This window comes from Longimycelium tulufanense (genome assembly GCF_014645795.1).
In the GTDB taxonomy this organism is placed as follows: Bacteria; Actinomycetota; Actinomycetes; order Mycobacteriales; family Pseudonocardiaceae; genus Longimycelium; species Longimycelium tulufanense.
The window spans coordinates 185,926-211,949 of sequence record NZ_BMMK01000002.1; the positions used below are offsets into that span (position 1 = coordinate 185,926).

Here is a 26,024-nt window from a genome sequence, read left to right on the forward strand (position 1 = left end):
ATTTGCCAGCTCACAAGCTGGATAGAGGGGCCTACCTTGCAAAGAAGATGGCTTGGGCACGAACGTAACGTGCTCGCGCTGTTCCTCCGCGTGTTAGCGCTTGTTCTCGTTATATCCATACTCGGGACCGAGCCTGCCGTCGCGACAGAGGTCGCAAGTGACGACGAGATCGTCAATCCGATTCCGGACACCGACCGTGGTCGGATCGTGCAGCTGTGGAAGTCCGGCGGACCGGCGGTCAAGGCAGCTGCGGAAGCTGCCCTGCTGGGCACCGACGAGGACGTACGTCGGTTCCTGGACAGCGAGAAGGACATCGCCGAGTTCCACGACGAGCGGATCTCGGCTGTGCAGATCTTCACCCTGGGTGGCCGGGGCGTGCGGGAGGCCGCCAAGAAGGCGCTCGCCGGTTCCCGGGAGGACCTGCGCAACTTCCTCAAGAGCGGGTGGCAAACGCCGCTGGAACACGACCAGCGGGTCAGGGTCACGCAGATCATCAGTGCCGGTGACCGAGGCGTTCGGGAGGCTGGCAAGGCCGCGCTGAACGGCTCGATCCAGGACGTCCGCAAGTTCCTCAACGAGGGCCAGTACGTCGCTCGCGACCATGACGACCGCGTCAAGGTTGTGCAGATCATGAGCAAGGGCGGTCCAGCCACCAAAGAGGCCGCGAAACTCGCCCTGAACGGATCCATCGAGGACGTTCGCGAGTTCCTGCGCGTCGGACAGCACATTGTCCGGGCGCGTGACCAGGAACGGACCACCGTCGGCCAGTTGGCCGAGCAAGCCCGCGAAGCGGGCATGCGCGCCGCGCAGGCGACCGAGGCCGCGAAGGAGGCTTCCGACCGCGCGGTGAACGCCGCGCGCCTGGCCAAGGAGGCCGCCGCGAAGGCTGCTGCGGAGACCGCTGCCGCGAAGAACGATGCCACACAGGCGGGAAACGCGGCTGGCCGTGCCGCCGACGCCGCACGCCGTGCGGCTCAGGCCGCCCAGGTCGCCATCAACGCGGCGCAGGCGGCGAACTCGGCAGCGCGGGTAGCCGCCGCCGCCGCGGCGCAGGCCGCCGCGGCGGCGGTGGGTGCGGCGCAGGCTGCGACGCGTGCACGCCATGCGGCCACGGCTGCCGCATCGGATGCTGGACAGGCAGCTGATGCGCGCAAGGCTGCAGAGGGTGCGCGCGATGCCGCACGCGGGGCGCGGCTGGCGGCCGACGCCGCGGACAAGGCTGGGAACGCGGCCGCTGCGGCGGGTGACGCGGCTCGTGCCGCCGCTAACGCGGGCGCGAATGCGGATGCCGCGGCGAACGCGGCCGACGAAGCCGGCGGGTACGCGGACCAGGCTGGCGCGCACGCCGCGACCGCCCGTCAGGCCGCGGCCACGGCGCGGCGGCATGCCCGTGAAGCGACCCGGGCGGCGAATGCCGCTGAAGCATTGGCGCGCGAGGCCGCGCAAGCCGCGTACGAGGCGCGTAACGCGGCGAATTCTGCCGCCCAGCACGCGGAAGCGGCCGCGCAGGCCGCCGACGAAGCAGCCAAGCATGCCGGGGAGGCCGCGAACGCGGCCAGGGAGGCCACGGAACACGCCAAGGCGGCGAAGACCGCTGCTGACGCGGCCAGTGCCGCTGTTGAACAGGCGCGTCGGGTCGAGGAGCTGGCCCGCAAGGCCGAGGCCGAGGAGCTGAGGACCCGAACCGCAACCGGCATCGAGCAGGCCAAGGACCTGAAGGCCACTGTCGATCAACAGCGGTTCGAGGCCAGGCGGGCAGCCGAGGAGGCCGAGCAGCTCGATCAGGAGGCTGCCCGTCTCGCCGACGAAGCAGCAAAACCGGACACGGACCGGAACCTGGTCGTCAAGAATGGTCGGCGCATAGCCCTGCTGGCCATGAAGACCCGCGGGCCCTGGAGTCGTGCCGCCGCGGAGATGGCGCTCGCCGGCTCCGACGACGCAGTGGTTCAGTACCTCCGCTCGGGGTGGCGCTCTGCCGCGAAGCAGGACGAGCGGGAGAGAGTCGAACGACTCGCCGACGAGGCTGACTCGGCCGCGGTTCGGGAAGCCGCAGAAAAGGCACTCACGGGCGACGAGCAACAGATCAGTGAGTTCCTCCGCACGGGCCAGCATGAGGCGGCGTTCCACGACTACCGCGTTCGCGTGGTGCAGCTCATGGAGGCCGGTGGTCGTGGGGTGAAGGAAGCTGGTAAGGCCGCGCTGAATGCTGGCTCGATCGATCGGCTTCGTGAGTTCCTCAACGCTGAGCAGTTCATCGCCCGGGCCCACGACGACCGTGTACGTGCGGTACAGCTGGTGGAGAGCGGAGGTCCCGAGGTCAAGGCAGCGGCGAGGATCGCTCTTGAGGGCCCCCCACAGTTGTTACGGGCATTCATCCGAGTTGGGCAGTTCAAGGCGCAACGCAAGGATCAGCTCACCGCAACGCATGTAGCCGAGGTCCGGCGAGTCATCGCGGAGGCCGCCGGCATCGCCGCGCGGGCCCAGGAGAACGCCGCCGAGGCCGGACGAACCGCGGCCATCGCCCGGAAGGCTGCGGCCGAGGCCGAGGGATACGCACAGCAGGCAAAGGAGTCGGGGGACAAGGCAAAGGGCTACGCCGACGACGCCCGCAAGTCCGCACGACGAGCCGAGCAGTCGGCCGCGGACGCCGCGCAGTCGGCAAAGGCAGCCCGCGAAGCCGAGGCAACCGCCCACCGCGCCGCCCGTGAGGCCGAGTACTCCGCCGCACAGGCACAGTCCTCGGCCATCGCCGCCCGTGCCTCGGCGAATGACGCGTACGCGGCCGCCGCGGAAGCTCGGGCCTCCGCCGAAGCAGCAGGCAAGGACGCCGAGGCAGCCGACAAGGCATGGAAGGACGCCCTCGACACCGTCGCCACCAAGCAACGCGCCGAAGAGGAAGCCCGACGCCGCGACGAGGAACGACGGAAGGCGGAAGCCGAACTCGCCGAGATGGAGCGCGCCCTCCAGGACGAAACCACCGAAGACAACGGCTTCAGTTGGTCCGACCTCGGCCACACGGCCCTCGACGGTATCGGCCTGATCCCACTCATCGGCGAACCCGCAGACGGCATCAACGCCGCCTGGTACGGAGCCGAAGGCGACTACGTCAACGCAGGCATCTCCGCCGCAGGCATGATCCCCCTCGTCGGCGACGCCGCCAAAGCCGGCAAATACGCCGCCAAAGGCGGAGACGCTGTTCTAGCCTTCCTCAAAGCACAACGAGCCGCAGGCAAACCCGCTCATATCTGGTCACACGGTCCACCCGGTAACCCTGCAAGGAATGCCTACAATCACTTCAAAAAGCACAAGGGAGATTTCCCAGATTTAAAGAATGCGCGACAGTACGTTGATAGGGCACACAACTTCGTCCATAACCCACCGTCCGGCACTCACTTCCGATACCGCGAGTCCGGACAAGTGGTATCCTATCAACCAAGCACCAAGACCTTTTCAATCTCAGAAAGAGATGGCACTCCGGTCACTTTTTATAAGATTAAACGAAGCGATGAATCGGCCTGGAGATACTTCGACAAACAAGGATCGGCAAGCCCACCAAAATGACAGATGAAACCAAGTATCGATGCCGCGTCTGCGGGTATCGGCATGGCAATTTTATGCCTTGGGGCGAGGATGGAAGGTATGGAAGCTTTGAAATATGTCTTTGCTGTGGCGTACAGTTCGGCGATGAAGATGACACCCTAGCATCGATCAGGGCGTTCCGGTGTGCATGGATCGACTCGGGGTGTCCATGGCATGATCCAAAATACCGACCTCATGATTGGGATGCTAGGAGTCAACTTGCTTTGATCCCGCCCGAGTTTCGCTAATCCCTAGCAAAGCGGGCAGATGGCGTGGGGCGGGTGCAGCGATTAGTTGCTGTACCCGCCCCCTTGGGTGAGTTTAGGAACCTCCATCACGCCTGGCGCAGCTCACCTAACGATCCGGACGATTGCAAGTCCGCCGGCGGCCTCGTGGAGCTTCTGGTGTCTGGCGAGTCCGTGACACCGGCTGGTGACCCTCAACCTGGCAGACCGGGTTGGATCGTGAAGTCCGCACGACGAGCCGAGCAGTCGGCCGCGGACGCCGCGCAGTCGGCAAAGGCAGCCCGCGAAGCCGAGGCAACCGCCCACCGCGCCGCCCGTGAGGCCGAGTACTCCGCCGCACAGGCACAGTCCTCGGCCATCGCCGCCCGTGCCTCGGCGAATGACGCGTACGCGGCCGCCGCGGAAGCTCGGGCCTCCGCCGAAGCAGCAGGCAAGGACGCCGAGGCAGCCGACAAGGCATGGAAGGACGCCCTCGACACCGTCGCCACCAAGCAACGCGCCGAAGAGGAAGCCCGACGCCGCGACGAGGAACGACGGAAGGCGGAAGCCGAACTCGCCGAGATGCACGAAGGTGCGACAGACTTCTGGGACGGGAACTGGTTGCTGACTTCCATCGTCATCAGTGTCGGAGGATTCGCGGCAGACCTGCACCCGGCGCTTCGCGCGGAGGAGCTGCGCAGCTTTCGCAGTGGTCTGGAGGACGTGTGTATCAATCCTTGTCTGGGACCGCCGTTCTGGACTCAATGGAGGAGTGGTGCTCCACATTGGTGTAGAACTGGACGGGTCAGGACATGTGAAAATAAATCGGTGGGCAACTGACAGTACAGACGAAAAAACAAGCTCCACTTCTTCATCGGCGATCTCGACCAGACCGACCTGCCCGAGATCATCGATCAGTTAAGCGAGATCGAGGACCGGTACCCAGTCCTGGGTGAACGCAATTCGTAGTGTACCTATGGATGGACATCCATCCCACGACCTGGTGTGACACGACGTGCGGCCGTGGCCGGAACGACCTGCCCACCGCCGCACGTCAACACGAGTGCTCGAGTTCACTCCCGGTGATCTACAGCGGCCGGGGCTTGATTCGGACGTGGACCTCGTAGCCGCCGTAGGTGGTGCGGGCGGTGTCTTGTCTGGCAACGGCTTCATGGATGGTGTTACCCAGCAGGATGAGGTGCGAAAGGTAGGCCCCAACGAGGAGGTCGGCGGCGTCGGAGCGGAGGTGCTCCGGGTGCAGGTCGCACATGTTCGCCAGGGCCTCGGCCGCGCGCGGGGTGATGAAGGTGAGCAGCGGGTGCGGATCGGTGTCCTCGCCGACGGGCGGGATATGGGCAGGGTCGATGAGGATGTCGGTGCTGTCGTCGGTGCAGGCGCACGGCTCCTCACAGTTGAGGATTCGGCGCAGCAGGCATCCGGTTGGTCTGGCGTCGTGCGGCAAAGCAGTTCCCCCTCTTTCCCAAGGCAAGACGAAACCCGGTCTCAGTCGGACCTGACTGAGACGTGAATTTGGTTCTGGTATGACGCGACTCCCGAGCCGTCGACGAGGAGGACGGTAAATGGTGCACGTACACTGATCTATTACACGAATCAGTGATCGCGATCGAAGGTCAACGCTGGCTAGGGTCGCACCATGCCAACCACGCAGACGCGTCGGAAGCTGAAGGTCGGAAGGTTCGTTCGCGAGCTACGCGAACGATCGGGACGTTCCGCCGAGGACGCGGCGGGGCTCCTTGGCTGTTCCCGACCAACCATCACGCGGCTGGAGAACGGACAAACACTGTGCGCCCGCACCGAACTGTTGGAACTGGTCCGCTACTACGGGGCGACCGATGATGAGCGGGCCGAAGCGCTGACGCTGTGGGAGAACGCGAAGCAGGACGGAAGGCGCACCACGGCGACCGGACGCTCACCAAACCAGCTCCGAGCCCTTCTTCGTGCCGAGGCAGAAGCCAGTGAGAGCAGGACGATCGCTCCTCTCGTCATTGATGGCCTCCTGCAGACAGCGGACTACGCACGGGCAATCAACCGTGCGCCAAGCGGATTCCGAGGTACCGAGGTCGATGTTGAGCGTGCCGTGCGGGCACGGCTCAGGCGGCAACAGGTTCTACAGGGACCGAACCCCCTCCGAACGCACGTCCTGATGGATGAGAGTGCCATCCGCCGCGTCGTCGGTGGGCCGGCGGTGATGTTCGGCCAGTTGCAACGGCTCCTGACCCTCATTGAACGGACAAACATCACGCTTCAGGTGGTTCCGTTCGGCATCGGTGCCTACGGGACGATGTCCGGCGGCTTCACGCTCCTGCGCTTCCCTGACCCAAGTGAGCTTCCCGTCACCTACGTGGAGTACCCGGGTGGCGGTGTCTGGGTAGAAGATGAGGCGGAAGTAAGGAAGTTCGCGTCCACCTTCGAAGAGGTCCGACAGTTCGCGCTCACCCAGGCCGAGACCGCGGATCTCATCCGGGCCGCGGTCAGGGAACACGAGGGCAGATGATCGATCACCGGACATGGCGGAAGAGCAGCTACAGTGGGCAGGAGAACGCCTGCGTGGAGGTGGCTTCCGCCAGCCGGTGTACCGCCGTGCGGGACTCGAAGGACCCCAACGGTCCCGTCCTGGTCTTCGGGCAAGCAGCCTTCACCGCTTTGCTCGGGAGCATCAAGGCGGGTCGGCTCGATCCGCGCTGACCGCCGTGCCCGTCGGCGGGCGCAGCGGCTCACTCCTCGGCGGGGCTGCCGCCGCGGATCATCAGCAACAGCCCGTCCAGCTCGTCCGGCTTCACCAGGACCTCGCGGGCCTTCGAGCCCTCCGACGGCCCAACGACCCCCCGCGTCTCCAACAGGTCCATCAGCCGACCCGCCTTGGCGAAGCCGACCCGCAGCTTCCGCTGCAGCATCGACGTCGACCCGAACTGGCTACTGACAACCAGCTCCGCCGCCTGGATCAACAGCTCCAGGTCATCCCCGATGTCGGGGTCGATGTCCTTCTTCTCCCCCGGCTTCGCCGCCGTGACGCCCTCGGTGTACTCCGGCTCGGCCTGCTCCTTCGTGAACGAGACGACCTTGCCGATCTCCTCGTCCGTCACGAAAGCACCCTGCACCCGCACCGGCTTCCCCGCCCCCATCGGCAGATACAGCCCGTCGCCCATGCCGATCAGCTTCTCGGCACCCGGCTGGTCCAGGATCACCCGCGAGTCCGTCAGCGACGACGTCGCGAACGCCAGCCGCGACGGCACGTTCGTCTTGATCAGCCCGGTCACCACGTCCACCGAGGGCCGCTGCGTCGCCAGCACCAGGTGGATCCCGGCCGCCCGCGCCTTCTGCGTGATCCGCACGACCGCGTCCTCCACGTCCCGCGGCGCGGTCATCATCAGGTCCGCCAGCTCGTCAACGATCGCCAGGATGTACGGGTACGGCCGGTACTCCCGCTCGCTCCCGGGCGGCGCGGTGATCTCCCCCGACTTCACCTTCCGGTTGTAGTCGTCGATGTGCCGCACCCGGCTGGCCTGCATGTCCTGGTACCGCTGCTCCATCTCCTCCACCAGCCAGGCCAGCGCGGCGGCCGCCTTCTTCGGCTGGGTGATGATGGGCGTGATCAGGTGTGGAATCCCCTCGTACGGCGTCAGTTCGACCATCTTCGGGTCGATGAGGATCATCCGGACCTCGTCCGGCGTCGCCCGCGCCAGCAACGACACCAGCATCGAGTTGACGAAACTCGACTTGCCGGACCCGGTCGAACCGGCGACGAGCAGGTGCGGCATCTTCGCCAGGTTCGCCGTGACGAAGTGCCCCTCGATGTCCTTGCCCAGCCCGATGACCAGCGGGTGGCCGTCCTGCACAGCGTGCGCCGACTTGAGCACGTCTGCCAACCGCACCACTTCGCGGTCGGTGTTGGGCACCTCGATGCCCACCGCCGACTTCCCCGGGATCGGTGCGAGAAGCCGGACGTTGTCGGTCGCGACCGCGTACGCGATGTTCTTGGTCAGCGCGGTGATCTTCTCGACCTTGACGCCGGGCCCCAGCTCGACCTCGTACCGGGTCACCGTCGGCCCCCGGGTGAAGCCGGTGACCTGGGCGTCGATGGAGAACTGCTCCAACACCCCGGTGATGGCCTCGATCATCGCGTCGTTCGCGCGGCTGCGCGCCCGCGGGGGCTCGCCCTCCTCCAGCAACGTCACCGGCGGCAACTGGTAGTCACCCTCGACCACCCGGGTCAGGGTCATCTTCGTCGCCGGCTTCTCGGCGGGCGCGTTCGCCTTGACCTGTCCCGGTTTGACCGGCTTCCGCGGCGCCGCCGGCTCCGGTTCCGGCCCTGCGGCAACGTCGTCCAGGCTGAGCTGCGAATCCTCGGCGTTCTCGGCCATGGACGCCTGCCGCCGGCGGGACGGCCGGCGCAACCGCACGCCGCTCTCGCCGTCCCGATCACGCTCGTCGGCCTCGGTCCGGGAACCCTCGTCCCCACCCTGGGTCAGCTGCCGCAGCCGTTCCGGGATCTCCCGCACCCGCGTACCGGTGATCAGCAAGAACCCGTACACGCCAACCAAGACCAGCACCGGGACCGCGACCCACCGCGACAAGCCCCGTGCAACCGGATCACCGGCCAGGTAACCCAGCATCCCGCCGGCGTACATCCGGTGCAGGTTGTCCTGCGGCATGCCGGAAATCAGGTGGAACATCCCGAGCACCGGCAGAACCATGAGTAGCGACCCGGTCACGCGCCGAGGCCGCAAGTCCGGCCGCGGCTCGGTACGCATCAACAGCACGCCGGCAACCAGAAGCGCGATCGGCACGGCCATCGACACCGCACCGACGCCGCTGCGCACCGCCCGTTCGATCCAGGCACCGACGGGCCCGCCCGCACGCCACCACACACCGGCGGCGGTGATGATCGACAGGACGATCAGTCCCAGGGCGATCCCGTCCCGCCGGTGCGCCGGCTCGATCTCCTTGGTGCGCCCGATCGCCCGGGCGGCCGAACCCACGCCCCGCGCGAGCAGGCTCCAGCCCTTGGCGACGGTCTGGCCGACCGTCGGCCCACCGCCACGCGCGGGCCGCCTCTTGCCCGCCGTGCCCTTGGCCGAACCGCCGGTGCGGCGGCGCGCCGTTGACCGCGACCGGGCTCCGGACTTGGCTGAGGAGCTGGCGGAACCTGCCCGCGGCTTGCTCCCGCCGCGGGCCCGTGACGTGCTTCGACCCTTCGTCGACGTCGTCCGGCTGCCCATACCCCACACGGTAGTCGCGCCAGCCCCTTCCATCCCAACCGTCACGATCTGCACAGCGGTTCAGTGGGCGCGAAGTTCTGGCCGGGCCCCCACGCGGCGGCTCGACGTGCAATGCTGCAATCGTCATGGTTGCTCTACCTTCGCTGCCGAACGAGCCGACACGCCGCAAGTCGGACCGCCGGGGCCGCGTCCCGGTCCTGTGGCGGGCACTGATGCTGCTGGACCGGGCCTTCGTCGCCACCACCGGTCGGCTGGAGGTCACCGGCGGCATCCCGGAAGACCTGCGGGAACGCCCGCTCCTGCTCGCCGCCAACCACATCGGCGTCTTCGACGTGTTCGTGTTGATCGCCGCCTGCCGCCGGATCGGTGTCGCACCCCGCTTCATGGCCACCGCGGGCCTGTTCGACACCCCGATCGTCGGGGGCGTGCTACGACGCTCCGGACACGTCCGCGTCGACCGCGGCAAGGGACACGTGATCGAAGCCTTCCGGCACGCGGTCACCGCCCTGCAGGACGGCGCGCCCGTGGTGCTCTACCCGGAGGGTCGGATCAGCCGTGATCCCGGGCTGTGGCCGGAACGCGGCAAGAGCGGCGTCGCGCGGATGGCGCTGGCCGCCCACGCACCCGTGGTGCCGGTGAGCCAGTGGGGCGCGCACGAGGCCGTCTACTGGGGCACGCCCTCGGTGCACGGCTGGTCGGACATCAAGCCGCTGGTCAAGTCGTGGCTGCGCGCGGTACGCAACCGCCCGACCTTCCGGGTGCACTTCGGGGCGCCGGTCGACCTTGCCGACCTGTCCGCCGATCGTCCCGGCGACGCCATCCGTGCCCGCGACCGGATCATGCGGGCCATCACCGCCGACCTGGCCCCGCTGCGCCGGGACGAGCCGAACCTGCCGCGCTTCCACGACCCCACGCGCCCGACCGACGGCTCCAGCCCCTGGAAGCCCTGACCAAGCCCTGGCAGCCCCTGATCACCGGTGACGACAGTGTTCCCCGGTGATCAGGGGCTGGTGGTCAGGGCCCGCCCACGGGAAGGACGGTGGGCACGATCATGGGCCGGCGCCGGTAGGTCTCGGCCACCCACCGGCCCACCACGCGACGCACGGCCTGCGCGATGCGGTGGGTGTCGGAGATGCCCTCCGCCTCGGTGCGCGACAGCTCCATCTCCACCAGCGGCACCACGTCGTCCAGCGCCTTCGGGTCGTCAGAGAAGCCGCGCCCGGAGACGGTCGGCGGCGCCACCGCCCGCCCGGTGGTCGACTCCACCACCACCGTGATCGCGATGAACCCGCCCTCACCGAGAATGAGCCGGTCGGACAACGTCGACTCACCGACATCGCCCACGGACAACCCGTCGACGTAGACGTGGCCGACCTCGACCCGTCCGCTGATGCTGGCCAGCCCGTCGACCAGGTCGACCACCACGCCGTCCTCGGCGAGCACCACGCGCTCCTCCGGCACACCGGTGGCCGTCGCCAGATCGGCGTTGGCCCGTATGTGCCGCCACTCGCCGTGTACCGGCATCACGTTGCTCGGCCGTACCGCGTTGTAGAGGAACAGCAGTTCACCGGCCGAGGCGTGCCCGGACACGTGCACCTTGGCGTTGCCCTGGTGCACCACGTGGGCACCCAGCCGGGACAGCCCGTTGACCACCCCGTACACCGCGGTCTCGTTGCCGGGGATGAGCGAGCTTGCCAGCACCACCAGGTCGTCGGAGCGGATCCGGATCTGCCGGTGCTCGCCGCGGGCCATCCGGGACAGCGCCGAGAGCGGCTCGCCCTGCGACCCGGTCGACACGAAGACCACGCCGTGGTCGGGCAGGGCCAACGCCTCGTCGATGTCGACCAGCAGCCCGTCCGGGACGGTCAGCAGGCCCAGCTCCGCGGCGATCCCCATGTTGCGCACCATGGAGCGGCCCACGAAGGCCACCCTGCGGCCGTGCGCCACGGCCACGTCGAGGACCTGCTGGACCCGGTGCACGTGGCTGGCGAAGCAGGCCACGATCACGCGCTGTTGGGCCTTGCCGATGACGCGGTCCAGCACCGGTCCGATGTCCCGCTCCAGCGGGACGACCCCGGGCACCTCGGCGTTGGTCGAGTCCACCAGCAGCAGGTCGACGCCCTCGTCGCCGAGCCGGGAGAAGCCGGCCAGGTCGGTGCGCCGGCCGTCCAGCGGGAGTTGGTCGAGTTTGATGTCGCCGGTGTGCAGCACCAGGCCGGCCGCGGTGCGGATGCCCACCGCCAGCGCGTCGGGGATCGAGTGGTTGACCGCGAAGAACTCGCACTCGAAGGGTCCGTGCTGAGTGCGGCGGCCCTCGGCCACCTCGACCAGCACCGGGCTCTGCCGGTGCTCGCGGCACTTGGCGGCGACCAGGGCGAGGGTGAACCGGGACCCGATCACCGGCAGGTCGGGGCGCAGCTTGAGCAGGAACGGGACCGCCCCGATGTGGTCCTCGTGGCCGTGCGTGAGGACCAGCGCCTCGATGTCGTCCAGCCGGTCCTCGATGGCGCGGAAGTCCGGCAGGATCAGGTCCACGCCGGGCGCGTCGTCCTCCGGGAAGAACACGCCGCAGTCGACGACCAGCAGCTTGCCCGCGTGCTCGAAGACGGTCATGTTGCGACCGATCTCCCCGATCCCGCCGAGCGCCACCACGCGCAGGCCACCCTCGGGCAGCGGTGGTGGCGGGTTGATCGGCAGCGGCACGCTGGAGCTCACCGGCCGGCCACCTCCGTCCGCTCCTGCCGCTCCGACCGCTCCGTCCGCGCGTCCGGGGTGCCCGACAGCGTCAGGCCGGTGGCACGCAGCGTCTCGGCGAGGTCGGCGACCTGGGTGGGGGTGGCGGGAGGCAGCGGCAGCCGCGGCTCGCCGACGTCGATGCCACGCAACCGGAGCGCCACCTTGCTGAACAGCACGCCGCCCAACCGGCCGAAGCTGCGGTATGCCGGTACCAGCCCGGCGTGGATCTCGCGGGCGGTGGCCACGTCGCCGGCCTCGAACGCGTCCAGCATGCGGCGCATCCGGTCGGCGTAGACGTGGCCGAGGACGCTCACGCAGCCGACCCCGCCCACCGACCACCAGGGCAGGTTGAGCGCGTCGTCACCGGAGTAGTAGGCGAGGCCGGCGCTGGCCATGACCTCGCTGCCGGACAGCAGGTCACCCTTGGCGTCCTTGACGGCGACGATGCGCGGGTGCTCGGCGAGCCGCCGCAGGGTGTCGACCTCGATCGGCACGACCGAGCGCGACGGGATGTCGTAGAGCATGACCGGCACGTCGACCGCGTCGGCCACGGCGGTGAAGTGCGCCAGCAGCCCGGACTGCGGGGGGCGCGAGTAGTACGGGGTGACCAGCAGGGCGCCGTGGGCGCCCGCGTCGCGCACCGCCCGTGCCAGGTGGACGCTGTGGGCGGTGTCGTAGCTGCCGGCCCCGGAGACGACGGTGGCGCGGTCGCCGACCGCCTGGACGACGGCCCGCACCAGGTCGGCCTTCTCGGCGTCCGTGGTGGTAGGTGCCTCGCCGGTGGTGCCGTTGACGACCAACCCGTCGTTGCCCATCTCCACCAGATGCGCGGCAAGCTCCTGGGCCCGATCGAGGTCGACGGCGCCATCGGCGTCGAACGGGGTGACCATGGCGGTGAGGAGCCGGCCGAACGGGCGGCCGGGAGAGGCGGTCGGACATCCGGTCATGCTCATGACGCTACCGCGAACTGGGTGAACTCCTGCCACGGCCTGGGGTGTTGCGGGCGCGCGTCGCTTCGGTGCCGGTGCAACGCGATCCCTTTCCATCACACCAACGGGTGACTGCGGCAGCGGCCTTGCCGGGTGATCCCGACCCGTACCTGATCGACCCGGGCGCCCGTTTCAGCTGGTCGGCACGGGTCAGCCACGGTTTCCCGCGGCCCGCTCAGATGCCGCGCCGGGCCGCCCGCACCCGGGCGATACTGACCTGGTCACCCTCGAAGTCGACCTCGGCGGCTTCCCGGCCGTAGGCGTAGAGCAGCAGCTCACCGGGCTGGCCGACCAGGGTCACCGTGTCGGGACCGCGCCGGCCGGTGATCTCGGCGCCGTCCGGCCGGCGCAGGACAACACCCACCGGGACCTTGCGGAGCAGCACCCGGGCGAACCGGGTGAGCACCGACCACAGCTCGCCGTCCCGATCCGGGTCGGCGGGGCGGGGGCGCCAGCCCTCCTGGGCCCGCCGGACGTCCTCGTGGTGCACGAAGAACTCGGCGGCGTTGCCTGCCCGGTCCGCCGCCTCGAGCCCGAACACCGACCAGCGGGGCGGGCCGTTGCGGATCGTGTCCACCAGCTTCGGCCACGGCCAGCGCTGATAGCGGCGCTCGACGAGGTGGGTGTAACCGGCGAACGCGTTGACGAAGTACCCGGACACGGCGTCGGGCCGCCGCTCCCGGACCAGGAGGTGCACGGCGAGGTCCCGGGTGTGCCAGGGGGTGCACAACGTGGGCGCGTCCGGCCCGACCTCGTCGAAGAGGTCGGCGAGCTGACGACGTTCCGTACGGGCCACGCTCATGGTGCGACCCTAGTAGCCCTGGTCGGGAAAGCCAGGCGCACCGCCGGATCGGCCGAACGTCCACCCCGGGCGACGGCCACCCGGACCCGTCCTCGTGTCCGCCCCGGCGCAGCAGCGTCCGCCCGAGGATTTGCCGACGACAGTCCCTGACCTGGTCAGATGCCCTCGACGGAGGGGCCGGCACCGCGCAGGGCACGCACGGCGCCGTCGAGGTCCTGCTCCCTCACCAGGACGTAGTCGGTGTCGTAGGTGGAGATCGCGAACAGCGAGATGCCGGCGTCGGCCAGTGCGCCGGAGAGGTCGGCCATGATGCCGGTGAGCGCGAAGTCGAGCGGTCCCCGCACGGCCAGGGCGCGCCAGCCCTGCTCCACCCGGGCACCCTCCAGCGTCACCGTCTCCGGGCAGACCACGGAGAGCTCGCCCGGGGCGCGGGTCACCGACACCAGCCCGCCCGCCTGCCACACGCCTTCGGGAAGGGCCTCGTCCGGCGCGAACCTGGCGATGACGTAGCGCTCGGGTAGAAGATCCAGCGTCAGACCCATGTTCCGCCTTCCGTCGCCGATACCCCGGGCGCCATCGCGTGGGCCGAGCCGGTGATCCTGTCAGCTGCGCTGATTGACGCGCCGAGACCCTGTTACCCGAATCCTTGCTTATCCGGTTTCGGGGTCCAAAGTGGATCAGCGGAAGAGGCTCAGCAGCCCGTGGACAAGTGCCCCGAGGTGCGTCTGGAGCACGCCCGGGGCAACAGCCACGACGAAGATCAACCATGCCCAGCGAGGGGTTCCGGGCCGCAAAAGCATTGCCACGGTGCCGTATGCGACGACAGCGGCGATGGCGGCGATCACCAGGTATGGCTCGATGGGGAGACTGGCGGCTGGGAGCGGCTCCCACAGCTTCCGCATCTGTCTGGTGATCCACCCGATGCCGTAGGAGGCACCGATGAGCCCTGTCGAGCCCAGGAGCGCCAGCAGCCACGCGCGTCGCTGACCCACGACCGCGGCAGCGATCCAGCCGGAAAGAAACGCCACGATCGGGCTGAGGAACCATCCCAGCATCGCGTACACGACGCAGCCGTAGCCGGGGAGCGAGCATCGCTGGATGAACGTCCAGAAGACTGCCAAGGCCACGAACACGACGACGCCGACGATGCCGCCACGCAACACCGGGTTGTGCCTACAGTTTCCTTACGCGGCCGCCTGATTCCGCACTGTCGTCCCGAAAACCTGTCTCGGTCGTATCCCCCACGTACGGGAAGTTACCGCGCTCGAAGGGACTTCCACTGTGCGCGGAAACCCGTTACGGCGTAGGTAGGGCTACTGGCCCGGGGCCGCGGGGCGCCGCACTCAGCCTTCGGTGACCAGTGGGCTGGACGCGATCTCGGTTCCGTCGGACAGCGTGGAGATCTCGAAGTCGGCGAACGCGTTGGGCGCCGCCTTCTGCAGCTGGCGAAGGCACTCGATGGCGAGGGCACGGATCTCGACGTCGGCCGCCTCGGTCGCGCGCATGGCGATGAAGTGCCGCCATGCGCGGTAGTTGCCGGTGACGACGACGCGCGTCTCGGTGGCGTTGGGGAGCACGGTGCGTGCCGCCTGGCGCGCCTGCTTGCGTCGCAGGGTGGCGTTCGGCTCGTCGGCGAACCGCTTCTCCAGCCCGACCAGCAGCTCGTTGTACGCGTCCTGGGCGGCCTCGGTGGCGGCCAGGAACTTGGCGTGCAGTTCGGGGTCGGAGGCGATGACCTCCGGCTCGACCATCGCGGCCTTGCGCTCGGGCACGTACCGCTGGGAGAGCTGCGAGTAGGAGAAGTGGCGGTGCCGGATCAGCTCGTGGGTGAGCGAGCGGGACACGCCGGTGATGTAGAAGGTCACCGAGCCGTGCTCGAGCACCGAGAGGTGGCCGACCTCGAGGATGTGCCGGAGGTAACCGGCGTTGGTGGCGGTCGCCGGGTTCGGCTTGCGCCAGGACTGGTAGCAGGCCCGGCCGGCGAACTCGGCGAGGGCCTCACCACCATCGGCGTCGGTGGACCACGGGACATCCGCGGGCGGGAAGAACTCCGTCTTGGCGATGAGCTGCACCTTCGGCGACACCGTCTCGACCACGGTGACCGTCCCCTTTCTCCCCACCCGGCGCCGCGACGAGCGGACCGGCATCTCGACTCCCCGAACACCAGCAGCGTAAGCGCCTTCCCGGACGCAAAGCAGGCACCCGGTACGGCCAGTCGCCCTAGGTGACATCACTGATGATGCCCTGAAGATGTCGCTCTCCGCTTGACTGACGTCATCCTTGACGTCACTCTGATGTCATGCGACTCGATCCGTATGTCGAGCAGCTCCAGGATGCGCTCGGTGCCGCCGCGGCGAACGGTGACCGCGAGGTGCAGCGCGCCGCCGGGCTGCTCTCCGCAGGTTTGGAGCCGGCCGCCCGGCTGGCGTTGATGAACGCGTTGTCCGACCTCGCCGCCGAGGTCACCGCCGCCCTGGACGATCGCGTGGTGGAGGTCCGACTGGATGGTCGGGACCTGCGCGTCGTAGTCACCCCCACCGCCGGTGTCGAGGACGAGGAGCCCACTCCTCCCCCCATGCCGGAGGGCGGCGACATCAGCCGGATCACCCTCCGGCTGCTGGACGAGATCAAGGCGAAGGCCGAGCGGGCGGCGGCGGCGCAGGGGGTCTCGTTGAACGCATGGGTCTCCCAAGCCGTACAGGGGGCATTGAGTGGCACCAGGCGCGGGCGTGGTGACGACCACGACGGGCGCGGTGGCTCGCGGGTGCGCGGCTGGGTTCGAGGCTGACGGGGCCGAGAGGAAATCAACGATGTCCACTGAGACGGGGAACGGGCCCACGCCGGAGCCCGAGGTGGTGCGGCAGCAGCACTTTCCGCTGACCGGGCCGGCGGAGCTGGACGTGCAGGTCGGTGCCGGCCTGGTCGAAGTGCGCCTGGATGCCGGGGCCGAGGACGGCGTGCACGTGAGCGTGCGGCACGCGCCGGAGGCGGCCGGGCCGTTCGCGACCGGCATCTCCGGGCTGGTGACCTGGGTGACGAGCCAGTTCGGTGGGGGTGGCGGGCAGCAGGAGGACGCGGCCGGCGAGGCGGTGCGGCAGACCCGGGTGGAGCAGGTCGGGCAGCGGCTCGTGGTGCGCGCCCCCACCTCGCTGCCGCTGAAGATGGTGCCGCTGGCGGTCACGGTCCACGCGCCGGCTGGCTCGCGGGTGACGGTGAACAGCAAGGCGGCGGACGTGACCATTACCGGCAATGCCAACCGGCTCGACGTCAACACCGGTACCGGTGATGTTTCGGTGGACCGTGTCGAAGATCGGACCTCGGTCTACACCGACACCGGGGACATCCGGCTCGGCGCGGTGCTGGGCAACCTGCGCGCCCGCACCGGAACCGGCGACCTGGCGGTCTCCACGGTCGGTGCCTCCGCCACGCTCAACACCGCCAGCGGTGACGTGTGGGTGGGTGAGGTGACCGCGGACCTGTCGGTGCGTACCGGAACCGGCGATCTCAAGGTTGCCGATATCGCGGCCGGCCGGATCGAGTTGCAGACGGGTTCCGGCGAGATCCGCGTGGGAATCCGGGAGGGAATTCCCGCCGAGGTGGACGTCTCCTCCGGGGCCGGCGAGGCGCAGAGCCAGCTGGATGTGCAGGACACGCCGCCGGCCGGTGAGACCGTCCCGGTGCGGCTTCGCGCCCACACCGGCGCGGGCAACGCCCTGGTGACCGGCGCCGCTGCCTGAGCGATCCGCACGGTTCGATCCGGTGGAACCAGGCGCTTTCCTGGTTCGCCCCGCTATTTTCGGCGGGGCGAACCAGGTTTTCATGGGTCTACGCTGGCCGGTCGAAGCCCGTTTCATTGGCTATGCGCGGAAAACGCCACCCACCACCAGGCAGCTCGGCCGGTGACGACGAGTCCAGCGGCGAGCCGGCTTGTCAGGCATTGCGTAGAACAGCACGAAGCGATTCGGACAGGTCGCCCCGTTCTCCCACCACGACACCATCCAGGCCGAGCCACTCCGCCATCGTGCGCAACTCCGCACCCAGCTCGGCGGTGACGCGCCCGAAGTCCACGTCCGGCTCGGCGAACGCGCCGGGTACCCGCAGCACGCCGGCAGCCCGGTCCGCCTTCAGGTCCACCCGTGCCACCAGCTTTTCGTCCAGCAGGAACGGGAACACGTAGTAGCCGTGTACCCGCTTCTCCGCCGGCACGTAGATCTCGATGCGGTAGTGGAAGTCGAACAGCCGCTCGGTGCGGCTTCGCTCCCAGATCAACGGGTCGAACGGGCACAGTAGGGCCCGGGCGGTCACGCGACGCGGCACCCGCGCCTGGGCATGCCGGTAGGCGAGGTGACGCCAGCCCCGCACCTCGACCGGCTCCAGGACGCCCGCGTCCACAAGATCGGCCACCGCCTGTCGGCATTGGGTCACACCCAGCCGGTAGTAGTCGCGAAGGTCGGTTTCCGTGGCGATACCCAGTGCCTCGGCCGAGCGGGACACCAGTTCCCGCGCCGCCTCCGCGGGGTCGGGTTCCTTCGCCGCGAGCACGGGCGGTGGCAGGACCCGTTCCGGCAGGTCGTACAGCCGCTGGAAGCCCTGGCGCGTGCCGGTGGTCAGCTCGCCGACGGCGAAGAGGAACTCGCACACGGTCTTGGTGTCGGAGCGGTTCCACCAGGTTCCCGGGCCCTGCTTGGGTCGCGCGCCCAGCGCCCGCTCGAGCGCTCCGGCACCGAGAGGCCCCAGGTCCTTGACCGCCGTCAGCACATCGTCGGTGAGCGTGGGCGAGCGGCGCAGAACGGCCTGGACCCGCGGCCAGTTCCGGGTGGCGTACTCCCGCATCCGCCACCGCAGCAGTGACCAGTCCTCGGCGGGAAGCAGGCTTGCCTCGTGTGCCCAGTACTCCACCAACAGTCGGGGCCGGCGGCCGTTCTGCGTCCATGCCGCCTCGTCGAGCAGTTCCGGCGGGTACGCGCCGAGTCGGCTGAAAACGGGAGCGTAGTGCGCCCGCACCGCAACGTTGACGGAATCGAGTTGGAGGAGCTTGGTCCGGGCGAGCACGCGGTGGAGATGCCGCCGGGTCGGGACACCGGAGGGGCGGGGATCGGCGAAACCCTGCGCGGTCAGGGCGATCCGGCGGGCAACCGCGGGACTCAGCGTCTGCACAGTTGTGAGATGTTGCCAGCAGGATCCGACAGTTCCGGCACGACAAGCGCGGCTACCGCGTTCACCCTGCGGAAAATCCCACCAATCGCTGCCCTATGTGGATCGCGAGTTGGCCGTCGAACGTCGCCTATGGAGCACGAGCGGTAGAAGACGGCGGTTGCCTACATATCAACGGCCCCGCGTGAAGTCTTGTTGGGGCACAGGGATCTCCGGGCGAGAAGGTGTCTTTTCGCGGGTGGGTTGTGGGTTCCTTACCTCGGCGAATGACAGGGATTGGGTCCGTTCGGACCACATCGTTTGACCCTGCCGAATGTGGCGGATGTCACCGCACCCTGTTCGCGCCGGTTCTCCGGTGGAGCGGCGCGCCCCCTGCTACCCCTGCTAGCGCGTTCGCTCCCGTCCGTAGGAGCATGCCCATGCGAGGGATGGCATCCCTGTTTTCCCGTTTTGCAGTCCTGCTCATCGGGCTCTTCGTGGCCGTGGGCGGGGTACTGGCGACCCCCGCGACAGCGAGTGAGCGAACCGAAGCCGACCCGTTCATCGTCGGCGGTGGCACCGTCAACGAAAACTTGCCATGGATCTCCGCACTCCACCGCAACGGCAGATTCACCTGTACCAGCACGATTATCGCCCCGCGGTGGGTGCTCACCGCGGCCCACTGCGTGGGAGGTGGCAGCGGCTACTCGGTGCGTGTCGGGTCGCTGAATCGCAGCAGCGGTGGTCAGGTAGCCAACGTGTCTCGCGTCATCCGGCACCCCCGCTACGACTGGCCGACCGCGGACATCGCGCTGCTACAGCTCGACCGTAACGTCAACACCACCTACTCCAAGCTCGCCAACCGTGCCGACCTGCGTGACGGCCAAGCCGTGACGTTGTACGGCTGGGGCTCGGAGAAGGCGGACTGGAGCGGCCCGTTGCCGCAGCTGCTCAAGTACGCCCGGGGGAACATCACCAAGGTGTCGTGCACGGACGTTTCGGCCAACCCGCGCGTGATCTGCACGCGGACCAACGGAAGCGTGGCTGGCGGCGACTCCGGCGGGCCCGCCGTTGTGCGCAACGCCTCCGGCGAAGTCGTTCAGGCCGGTGTGTGCGCGGTCGGGCACCGTCCCGCCGGTAGCGGCTGGGCCGGCTACACCAATGTCGCGTTGTTCCGCGACTGGATCCGGAGTCACGCGGGCGTGTAAGGAAAGCCCGCGGGCGTGCGTCGGCCCGCCCGGCCTCCTCCCCCAGGACGGGCCGGCGCACCGCCGGTTGTCGTCAGAACCGTAGGCTCGCCAGGTGTTCCGGCTCCAACACCTCGCTGCGGGACTTACCTTCCGCACCGTCCCGGAATCGTGCGATCACCTCGGGCTTGGTGACGGCCTTCTGTTCCAACGGTGTTGAGATCGCGTCATGATGGCTGGCCACCAAGCAGGAACCCGCGCCGGACCCTCTCCCTTGTCATCCGCCGACCTTTCGTCGTCCGGTGGTGGTCGCCGGGGGCCGGTTCGGGGCTACCTCGGGCGGACTAGGTTGTGAGCATGGCCATCGCCGCCGTGCGTCGCGCCGAGCCCGCGGACGTACCCGAGATCACCCGGATCCAGCTCGTCACGTGGCGGACCGCCTATGCCGAGGTGTTGCCGGCCGAGGTCCTTGCCGCGATGGACTCCGGCGAGACCGAGCGGGAGTGGCTGCGGGCCGTGCGCGAGGGGCCGGCCCGCGTGTTCGTGGCCACCGAGGGTGACCGGCTGGTCGGCTTCTGTGCGGCCGGCCCGGCGCCGGCGGCCGAGCTGGCGGACGCCGAGGGAGCGGTGCCCGCGGATGCCGACACCACGATCCTGGTCAGCGCCCTGCTCGTGGAACCGCGCTGGGGGCGGCGGGGGCACGGCGGGCGTCTGCTGGCCACCGCCGTGGCGTCGTTCCGCTTCGAGGGAGCGACGCGTGGCGTGACCTGGGTTCCGGAAGCGGACGATGCGTCGCTGGCCTTCTACCACTCGGTGCGCTGGGAGCCCGACGGAACGGTGCGCACCCTGGACGCCGGTGGTCGGCTCATACGCGAGCGCCGGTTGAGTGGCGATCTCGAGTTAACGCTGTGTTGAGCGGACGATGATCGGCGGCCTCGGACCGCACCAGCTCGGCTCGGTAGGCGTGAACCGGAATACCAGACCATGAACGAACGAATTCGCAGCTCGGGTCGCCCAGTGGCAGTGACGTTACTGTCCGCGTTGCCTTTCAAAAGATCTGTACCGAGTTTGTCGGAGAGACAGTGTCCTCAACAGCACAATGACCGGCACACGCCCCCGCCTGCTCAGTCCGAGCCAACGCATCTGTCTCGATGGCACGGCTATGCGTCGCCAGAAGTTCCGGTAGTGAACCTGGTGCACACCTCCACGACACCGTGTCCTGCTAGCCTCGGCGCGGGCAACCCAACCGATGAGGGGGCACGCCGGTGTCGCTGTGGGTGTGGCTCACCCTGGGCACATTCGGGGTGGCGGTGGCGTCCGCGCTGCTCCCGGTCATCAGCATGGAGCTGTTCCTACTCGGGGTTGTGCTCAAGGAGCCGGGGCTGCCGTGGTGGCTGCTCGGCCTGGTGATCGCCGTCGGCCAGATCGGCGGCAAGCTGCTGTACTTCTACGCCGGCCGGGGCCATCTCCGGTTACCCGCGATACTGCGCCGAAAGTCCCGGTCTCCGGGACGATGGAGCGCGCGGCTGGAACGCTTCCGCGAGGAATGCCACCGTCGGCCCCTGCTGACCGCCGTAGTTTTGTTGATCAGCGCGGTGGCGAGTCTGCCGCCCTTCGCGGCCACCTCCATCATGGCGGGTATCGCCCACGTTCCCGCGAGCACGTTCGTGGTCACCGGATTCGTTGGTCGTTTCGCACGATTCGCCGCTCTCGCCGCGGCTCCCGCGCTCTGCCTCGACCTCTTCGCCTGATCACTGCGTCGCACCGTTCACGTTCGTCGCCCTCCGTCAGGCCCGTAGCACCGTTCTGAGGAACTGCGCTCATTGGCTCGTACCTCCGTCACCAGGAATCTGGTGTGTAGAGCTGAATTCGCGCCCCTCACGGCACCCGGCCCCGCGTGCGGGCACCGACCGCCGGCGCGCCCGGTCCTCGCCGTGCTCGTGCTACCGCAAACGGGCCCTCCGTGCAGGTCATACTCGCTGGGGACCGCCCCGAAACGAGTGGCAGAAATGCCACTCTTCGATGGAATCTGGCCAACAGCGTTGTTCTGGTGAACGCGGTCGTGTTGGTGTTCAGCGTGCTCGGAAAAGGTGGTTGCCGGTGGTGAGGATGCCGGTGAGTGCATCTGCGCAGAGGTCACGGATAGCCGTGGCGTCGAGGGTGGGGTTGTCGAGCCAGTCCAGGCAGGTGGCGACGACGAAGGCGATCCAGCCGTGGATGGCGAGGCGGAGCCGTTCAGAAGGGCTCTCGCCGTAGGTGAGTGCCGTGAGCAGCCGTTGTTCCTGTTGGCGAAGGTTGTTGTCGATGATGGTACGTACCTGGGCGTCCGTGCTGGCGGTGCCGCGGTAGATGGCGCGGTAGCCGTGGGGGTGGTTGGCGACATAGTCGAGGTAGCCGTCGAGGGCGGCACGGAGTTGCTCGGGCGGTGGTAGGTCGGGGTCGGGTTCGGTTGCGGCGAGCAGGGCAGCTGCTTCGTGTTCGACGATGGCGCGCAGGAAGTCGCGTTTGCTGCCGAAGTAGTGGTAGAGCAGGCCACGGGAGACGCCGGCGCGAGCGGCGACGTGGTCGATCCACACTTCGTCGTAGGGCTGGCTGGCGAACAGTTCGCAGCCGACCTCGAGGAGCTGGTGACGGCGGGCGGAGACGTCCATCCGCCGAAAGGCCTTGTTTGACATCAGTTCAACTGTATACTGGGTGCTTATTATACACGGATTCAACAAGCCTGGTGACGGCTTGGCGAAGGAGTTGGCACGTGTGCGGCTGGTGACTTTCGAGAGGGGGGCCGGTCCGGTCGGTTTCGGCGCGGTCGTCGGCGATGTGGTCGTGGATTTCGCCGACGCGGCTCGCGCGCGCACTGGCGCGGTCCCGCCGCGACTCGCGAGTGTTGATGCTTACCTGCGGGGCCTGCCCGCGAGCCTGGAAGAGGCGCACCAGCTGCTCGCCGGTGTGGTGGAGGCAGACGGCCGGAGGGTGGAGTCGGTCCGCTTGTTGCCGCCGGTGCCGCGACCGGCCGCGTTGCTGGACTGCACGTTGACGCCTCGGCACGTGGCCAACTCGACGGCGACGTTGCTGCGCCGGTCGTTGCCCTCCGGCGTCGGGCGGGTCGCCGGGTGGGTGGCGAAGCCGGTGTTGGGGCGTCGGCCACGCGGGGTCCGCTACTACAAGGGCAACCACAACGCGATGATCGGCGACCACGACACGATCGGCTGGCCTGCGTACACGGCGTACCTGGACATCGAGCCCGAGCTGGCGGTGGTCACGGGGGCGGTGCCGTGCGGGGCGACCCGAGCGCAGGCGGTCGAGCGGCTGGCGGGTTACCTGATCTTCAACGATGCGTCAGCGCGCGATGTGCAACTGCCGGAGATGTTCTTCACCGGACCGGCGTCGTCGAAGGACTTCGACGACAGCAACGGATTGGGGCCTTACCTGGTCACGCCGGACGATGTCGCCGACCCGCTCGCGCTGGATGTCACCGTCGGGATCAGCGACCGCGGTACGTGGGTGGGGACGACGGCTGACTACGCGATGCACCCAATCGACGCCGTGGTGGCCATCGCGTCCCGGCGCAGCCTCGCGGCGGGCACGGTGATCGGGATGGGGACCATCCCGGACTGCTGCGGCCTCGACCGCGACGAGTGGCTCCGCCCCAACGACCAGATCACGATCACCTTCGACGGCCTCGGCACTCTGCATCAGCGTGTGGGAACGCCGACCACACCACCGGGCACGCGATGGCAGCGACGGAGCGACCTCGCACCGGCCCCGAGGGGGTGACCCGATGACCACCGGATCGATGACGTTGGCGCGGCGGTTGTTCCTCAGCGGCTGCATGCTCACCAAGACGACCGAGTTCGCCGCGCGCCGCCTGGGGGCGGGCTTCTTCCTGCCGGCCCTGTTCGTCCTGCGGTACGCGAACATGGGTGGCATCGACCCCGACCTGTTCGCAGGCCAGCTCGCCCAGGCCCGGTCCTTCACCGACGACCGGTGGTGCGCCTACTGGGACGAGATCGCTGCCACCCAGGTGGCCGCCGCTGACCGGGCACTGCGGGAACTGGCGGATCCGTCCGCACCCACCGTGCGTGGCCTGCTCGACGCCGACGACCAGGCCACGGTCACCGCACTGGGCGCGTTGCTCGCCCCGGCCTCCCCGATCCTCGCCGACCACGGGCCACAGGCCACCACGGACGCCATCGAGCGGATCGCCCGAGAGAAGGCCGACGGAGGGAGGGCCGCCACCGAGAGGCTGGCCGCCACCGCGAAGGCGGTGGACGCACTGGTCAAGGCGATCACCTACTTCCAGGTCAGCGCCTTTCCCGGTGGCTCGCCAGCCCGGATGCGCGCCTACACCACCTCGCGACGGCTGTTCGGCCTGCTCGCCGCATCTCTCACCCCGGGGCTGAGCGGGAGCATCGAACGAATCGCTGTTCCAGTCGACGGCGACATCGTCCAGGGCTACGCGGCGTTCCCGGCCGGCACACGGCAATGCCCGGTCGTGCTGGCGACCAACGGGCTGGAGGGAACCGCGCAGGAACTTCTCATCCCGCTGCTCAAGTACCGTGACACCGGCATGGGCATCGTCGCCATGGAAAGGCCCGGCACGTATGCCTACCGGCGGCCAATGTCCGCCACCTCCGAGCGGATTTACCACCAGGTGATCGAGCACCTCGCCGGCCATCCCCGTGTCGACGCCGAGCGGATCGGCATGGTTGGGGTCAGCTTCGGCGGGTACTGGTCGGCCCGCATGGCCGCCACAAACCCTCGGTTGCGGTGTGCCGTCGCCTGCGGCGCCCCTACCCACCGCACCTTCCAACCCGCCGGATCGGTCGGGATCCCCGAGATCATCGTCCAGGCGTTGCACACCACCACCGGCGCCACCAACCTTCTCAGCCTCGCCCGCAAGCTGCGCACCCTGTCGTTGCGTGGCTTGTATGAGCGCATCACCATCCCGCTGCTGGTCATCAACGGCGACCACGACACCCTCGTCAGCACCCACGACTCGGTCGAGCTCGCCCAGCAGGCGCCCGCGGCGATCCTGCGGCTCTACCCCGACGACGATCACTGCGCCATGGGCCACTACAACGAATGGTTGGACCGCTGCCAGACATGGCTGCAGGACCACCTCACCGCCGATGCTACGGAGCAGCCATGAGCGCGGAAACCACGCAGATTGCCCGCACCTTCGCCGCCGCGCTCCCGGCGACCGTGACCGGATCGTTCCGGCCGCGCCAACCCAGCGCGGCCGAACTGGCCGCGATCACCTCCGTCGCCTCGCCGCCGGCAACGGGAGGCGTCCGCGTCCACGCGATCACCCAGAACGCCTGGGCCGCGCCCACCGCGGGCGTCGCCGAAGGCACCTTACGGCCGCTACGGACCCGCCTGACCGTCGGCGCCTTCCTCGTCGAGCACCCCAGCGGCCCGTTCCTGGTCGACGCGGGCGTCTGCGCCGACGTCCGCACCCGTCACCTGACCGACATGCATCCCCTACTCCGCCCCATCCTCACCGGAAGCCCACCCCGTGTCGGCCTTGCCAACGCCATCCGCGACACCGGGTTCGACCCCGCCGAACTGCAATTCGTCCTGCTCACCCACGTGCACTGGGACCACCTGTCCGGACTGGCCGAGCTACCCGGCACTCCCGTCAAGCTTTCCGAAGCAGAACTTCACTACGCCCGCGACACCGGAACGTTCCGACCGTGCGTACTGCCCTCCACCCTGAAAGATGTCCGGTTCCAGCCAGTGCCGCTGGACGGCCCACCAGCACTCACCTTCCGTGCCAGCCACGACCTGTTCGACGACGGCACCGTCCTCCTCTGTGACCTACCCGGACACACCCCCGGCCACGCCGGCGTGCTGCTCACCCTGCACTCCGGGCGCCGCGTACTACTGGCCGGTGACGCCGTCTGGCACACCACCCAGATCAGCCACGCCCGCCAGCGGCCGGTCGTCCTCTCCCGAATCGTCGACACCGACCCGGACACCGCCTACAACACGGTCCTCCGGCTACACCGGCTACCCGGCGACATCACCGTCCTACCCGCCCACGACCTGACCACCATCGAAGGAGCCTTCGCCCACGGCCCGCTCACGTAGAAGATCACTCAGGATCTTGTCCCGGGCCGGGCACGGGCGAGGCC

Annotated in this window: 24 protein-coding genes; 13 read left to right on the plus strand and 11 right to left on the minus strand. The window is 68.7% G+C overall.

Annotated features, from left to right (window positions below):
• Positions 1-69 precede the first annotated feature (69 nt).
• Positions 70-3,561 (plus strand): hypothetical protein, encoded by a 3,492-nt coding sequence (locus IEY55_RS03120; RefSeq protein WP_189053661.1) that lies wholly within the window; start codon positions 70-72, stop codon positions 3,559-3,561.
• A gap of 482 nt (positions 3,562-4,043) precedes the next feature.
• The gene (locus IEY55_RS03125) at positions 4,044-4,643 is read left to right on the plus strand and encodes a hypothetical protein (protein WP_189053663.1); all 600 of its coding nucleotides are present in this window, start codon (positions 4,044-4,046) and stop codon (positions 4,641-4,643) included.
• A 247-nt stretch (positions 4,644-4,890) separates the two neighbouring features.
• On the opposite strand, the gene IEY55_RS03130 is transcribed toward IEY55_RS03125, so the two are convergent.
• Positions 4,891-5,265 (minus strand): hypothetical protein, encoded by a 375-nt coding sequence (locus IEY55_RS03130; protein WP_189053665.1) that lies wholly within the window; start codon positions 5,263-5,265, stop codon positions 4,891-4,893.
• A 192-nt stretch (positions 5,266-5,457) separates the two neighbouring features.
• Here IEY55_RS03130 and IEY55_RS03135 point away from each other — a divergent pair, with 192 nt between their 5' ends.
• On the plus strand, positions 5,458-6,318 hold the full coding sequence (locus IEY55_RS03135; RefSeq protein ID WP_189053667.1) for a helix-turn-helix domain-containing protein: 861 nt from the start codon (positions 5,458-5,460) through the stop codon (positions 6,316-6,318).
• A complete protein-coding gene (locus tag IEY55_RS03140; RefSeq protein WP_189053669.1) occupies positions 6,315-6,509 on the plus strand; it encodes a DUF397 domain-containing protein in 195 nt (64 codons plus the stop codon). Before IEY55_RS03135 ends, IEY55_RS03140 begins: the two co-directional genes overlap by 4 nt.
• 29 nt (positions 6,510-6,538) lie before the next feature.
• Here IEY55_RS03140 and IEY55_RS03145 read toward each other — a convergent pair whose 3' ends face one another.
• Positions 6,539-9,043: an FtsK/SpoIIIE family DNA translocase gene (locus IEY55_RS03145; RefSeq protein ID WP_189053671.1), complete on the minus strand. Its 2,505-nt coding sequence runs from the start codon at positions 9,041-9,043 to the stop codon at positions 6,539-6,541.
• Positions 9,044-9,168: 125 nt separating this feature from the next.
• Between IEY55_RS03145 and IEY55_RS03150 the strand changes: the two genes are divergently transcribed.
• Positions 9,169-9,993: a lysophospholipid acyltransferase family protein gene (locus IEY55_RS03150; RefSeq protein ID WP_189053673.1), complete on the plus strand. Its 825-nt coding sequence runs from the start codon at positions 9,169-9,171 to the stop codon at positions 9,991-9,993.
• Positions 9,994-10,057: 64 nt separating this feature from the next.
• On the opposite strand, the gene IEY55_RS03155 is transcribed toward IEY55_RS03150, so the two are convergent.
• The 6 genes from IEY55_RS03155 to thyX all read right to left on the minus strand — a co-directional run bounded on the left by IEY55_RS03155 (position 10,058) and on the right by thyX (position 15,666).
• Positions 10,058-11,758 (minus strand): ribonuclease J, encoded by a 1,701-nt coding sequence (locus IEY55_RS03155; protein WP_308424708.1) that lies wholly within the window; start codon positions 11,756-11,758, stop codon positions 10,058-10,060.
• Positions 11,755-12,726, minus strand: a complete 972-nt coding sequence (dapA, locus tag IEY55_RS03160) for a 4-hydroxy-tetrahydrodipicolinate synthase (protein WP_189053675.1) — start codon at positions 12,724-12,726, stop codon at positions 11,755-11,757. The genes IEY55_RS03155 and dapA overlap by 4 nt, the downstream gene beginning before the upstream one ends.
• 217 nt (positions 12,727-12,943) lie before the next feature.
• Positions 12,944-13,570 (minus strand): TIGR03085 family metal-binding protein, encoded by a 627-nt coding sequence (locus IEY55_RS03165; protein ID WP_189053677.1) that lies wholly within the window; start codon positions 13,568-13,570, stop codon positions 12,944-12,946.
• Positions 13,571-13,725: 155 nt separating this feature from the next.
• Positions 13,726-14,112: an ACT domain-containing protein gene (locus IEY55_RS03170; RefSeq protein ID WP_189053679.1), complete on the minus strand. Its 387-nt coding sequence runs from the start codon at positions 14,110-14,112 to the stop codon at positions 13,726-13,728.
• A 135-nt stretch (positions 14,113-14,247) separates the two neighbouring features.
• Positions 14,248-14,733, minus strand: coding sequence for a hypothetical protein (locus IEY55_RS03175; protein ID WP_189053681.1), 486 nt, complete (start codon positions 14,731-14,733; stop codon positions 14,248-14,250).
• A gap of 180 nt (positions 14,734-14,913) precedes the next feature.
• Positions 14,914-15,666, minus strand: a complete 753-nt coding sequence (gene thyX / locus IEY55_RS03180) for an FAD-dependent thymidylate synthase (protein ID WP_189054246.1) — start codon at positions 15,664-15,666, stop codon at positions 14,914-14,916.
• Positions 15,667-15,869: 203 nt separating this feature from the next.
• Between thyX and IEY55_RS03185 the strand changes: the two genes are divergently transcribed.
• Positions 15,870-16,358 (plus strand): toxin-antitoxin system HicB family antitoxin, encoded by a 489-nt coding sequence (locus IEY55_RS03185; protein WP_189053683.1) that lies wholly within the window; start codon positions 15,870-15,872, stop codon positions 16,356-16,358.
• Positions 16,359-16,380: 22 nt separating this feature from the next.
• Positions 16,381-17,307 (plus strand): DUF4097 family beta strand repeat-containing protein, encoded by a 927-nt coding sequence (locus IEY55_RS03190; RefSeq protein WP_189053685.1) that lies wholly within the window; start codon positions 16,381-16,383, stop codon positions 17,305-17,307.
• Positions 17,308-17,500: 193 nt separating this feature from the next.
• Here the strand turns inward: IEY55_RS03190 and IEY55_RS03195 are convergent, their stop codons facing one another.
• Complete coding sequence (locus IEY55_RS03195; protein ID WP_189053687.1) at positions 17,501-18,727, minus strand: winged helix-turn-helix domain-containing protein; 1,227 nt, start codon at positions 18,725-18,727, stop codon at positions 17,501-17,503.
• A 416-nt stretch (positions 18,728-19,143) separates the two neighbouring features.
• Between IEY55_RS03195 and IEY55_RS03200 the strand changes: the two genes are divergently transcribed.
• Positions 19,144-19,911 carry a S1 family peptidase gene (locus tag IEY55_RS03200; protein ID WP_229685937.1) on the plus strand — a complete coding sequence of 256 codons (768 nt, stop codon included), beginning with the start codon at positions 19,144-19,146 and terminating at the stop codon, positions 19,909-19,911.
• A 73-nt stretch (positions 19,912-19,984) separates the two neighbouring features.
• On the opposite strand, the gene IEY55_RS03205 is transcribed toward IEY55_RS03200, so the two are convergent.
• Complete coding sequence (locus IEY55_RS03205) at positions 19,985-20,134, minus strand: hypothetical protein (protein ID WP_189053689.1); 150 nt, start codon at positions 20,132-20,134, stop codon at positions 19,985-19,987.
• A 113-nt stretch (positions 20,135-20,247) separates the two neighbouring features.
• On the opposite strand from IEY55_RS03205, the gene IEY55_RS03210 reads away from it, so the two are divergent.
• Positions 20,248-20,805, plus strand: coding sequence for a GNAT family N-acetyltransferase (locus tag IEY55_RS03210; protein WP_189053691.1), 558 nt, complete (start codon positions 20,248-20,250; stop codon positions 20,803-20,805).
• 350 nt (positions 20,806-21,155) lie between these two features.
• The gene (locus tag IEY55_RS03215) at positions 21,156-21,641 is read left to right on the plus strand and encodes a VTT domain-containing protein (RefSeq protein ID WP_308424709.1); all 486 of its coding nucleotides are present in this window, start codon (positions 21,156-21,158) and stop codon (positions 21,639-21,641) included.
• Positions 21,642-21,962: 321 nt separating this feature from the next.
• Here the strand turns inward: IEY55_RS03215 and IEY55_RS03220 are convergent, their stop codons facing one another.
• On the minus strand, positions 21,963-22,565 hold the full coding sequence (locus IEY55_RS03220; RefSeq protein WP_189053693.1) for a TetR/AcrR family transcriptional regulator: 603 nt from the start codon (positions 22,563-22,565) through the stop codon (positions 21,963-21,965).
• A 79-nt stretch (positions 22,566-22,644) separates the two neighbouring features.
• On the opposite strand from IEY55_RS03220, the gene IEY55_RS03225 reads away from it, so the two are divergent.
• From IEY55_RS03225 to IEY55_RS03235, 3 genes are read left to right on the plus strand one after another with little or no spacing between them, the layout of a single operon-like run.
• Positions 22,645-23,664 carry a fumarylacetoacetate hydrolase family protein gene (locus tag IEY55_RS03225; protein ID WP_189053695.1) on the plus strand — a complete coding sequence of 340 codons (1,020 nt, stop codon included), beginning with the start codon at positions 22,645-22,647 and terminating at the stop codon, positions 23,662-23,664.
• A gap of 4 nt (positions 23,665-23,668) precedes the next feature.
• Positions 23,669-25,039: an alpha/beta hydrolase family protein gene (locus tag IEY55_RS03230; RefSeq protein WP_229685939.1), complete on the plus strand. Its 1,371-nt coding sequence runs from the start codon at positions 23,669-23,671 to the stop codon at positions 25,037-25,039.
• Complete coding sequence (locus IEY55_RS03235) at positions 25,036-25,980, plus strand: MBL fold metallo-hydrolase (protein ID WP_189053697.1); 945 nt, start codon at positions 25,036-25,038, stop codon at positions 25,978-25,980. Before IEY55_RS03230 ends, IEY55_RS03235 begins: the two co-directional genes overlap by 4 nt.
• Positions 25,981-26,024: the final 44 nt, after the last annotated feature.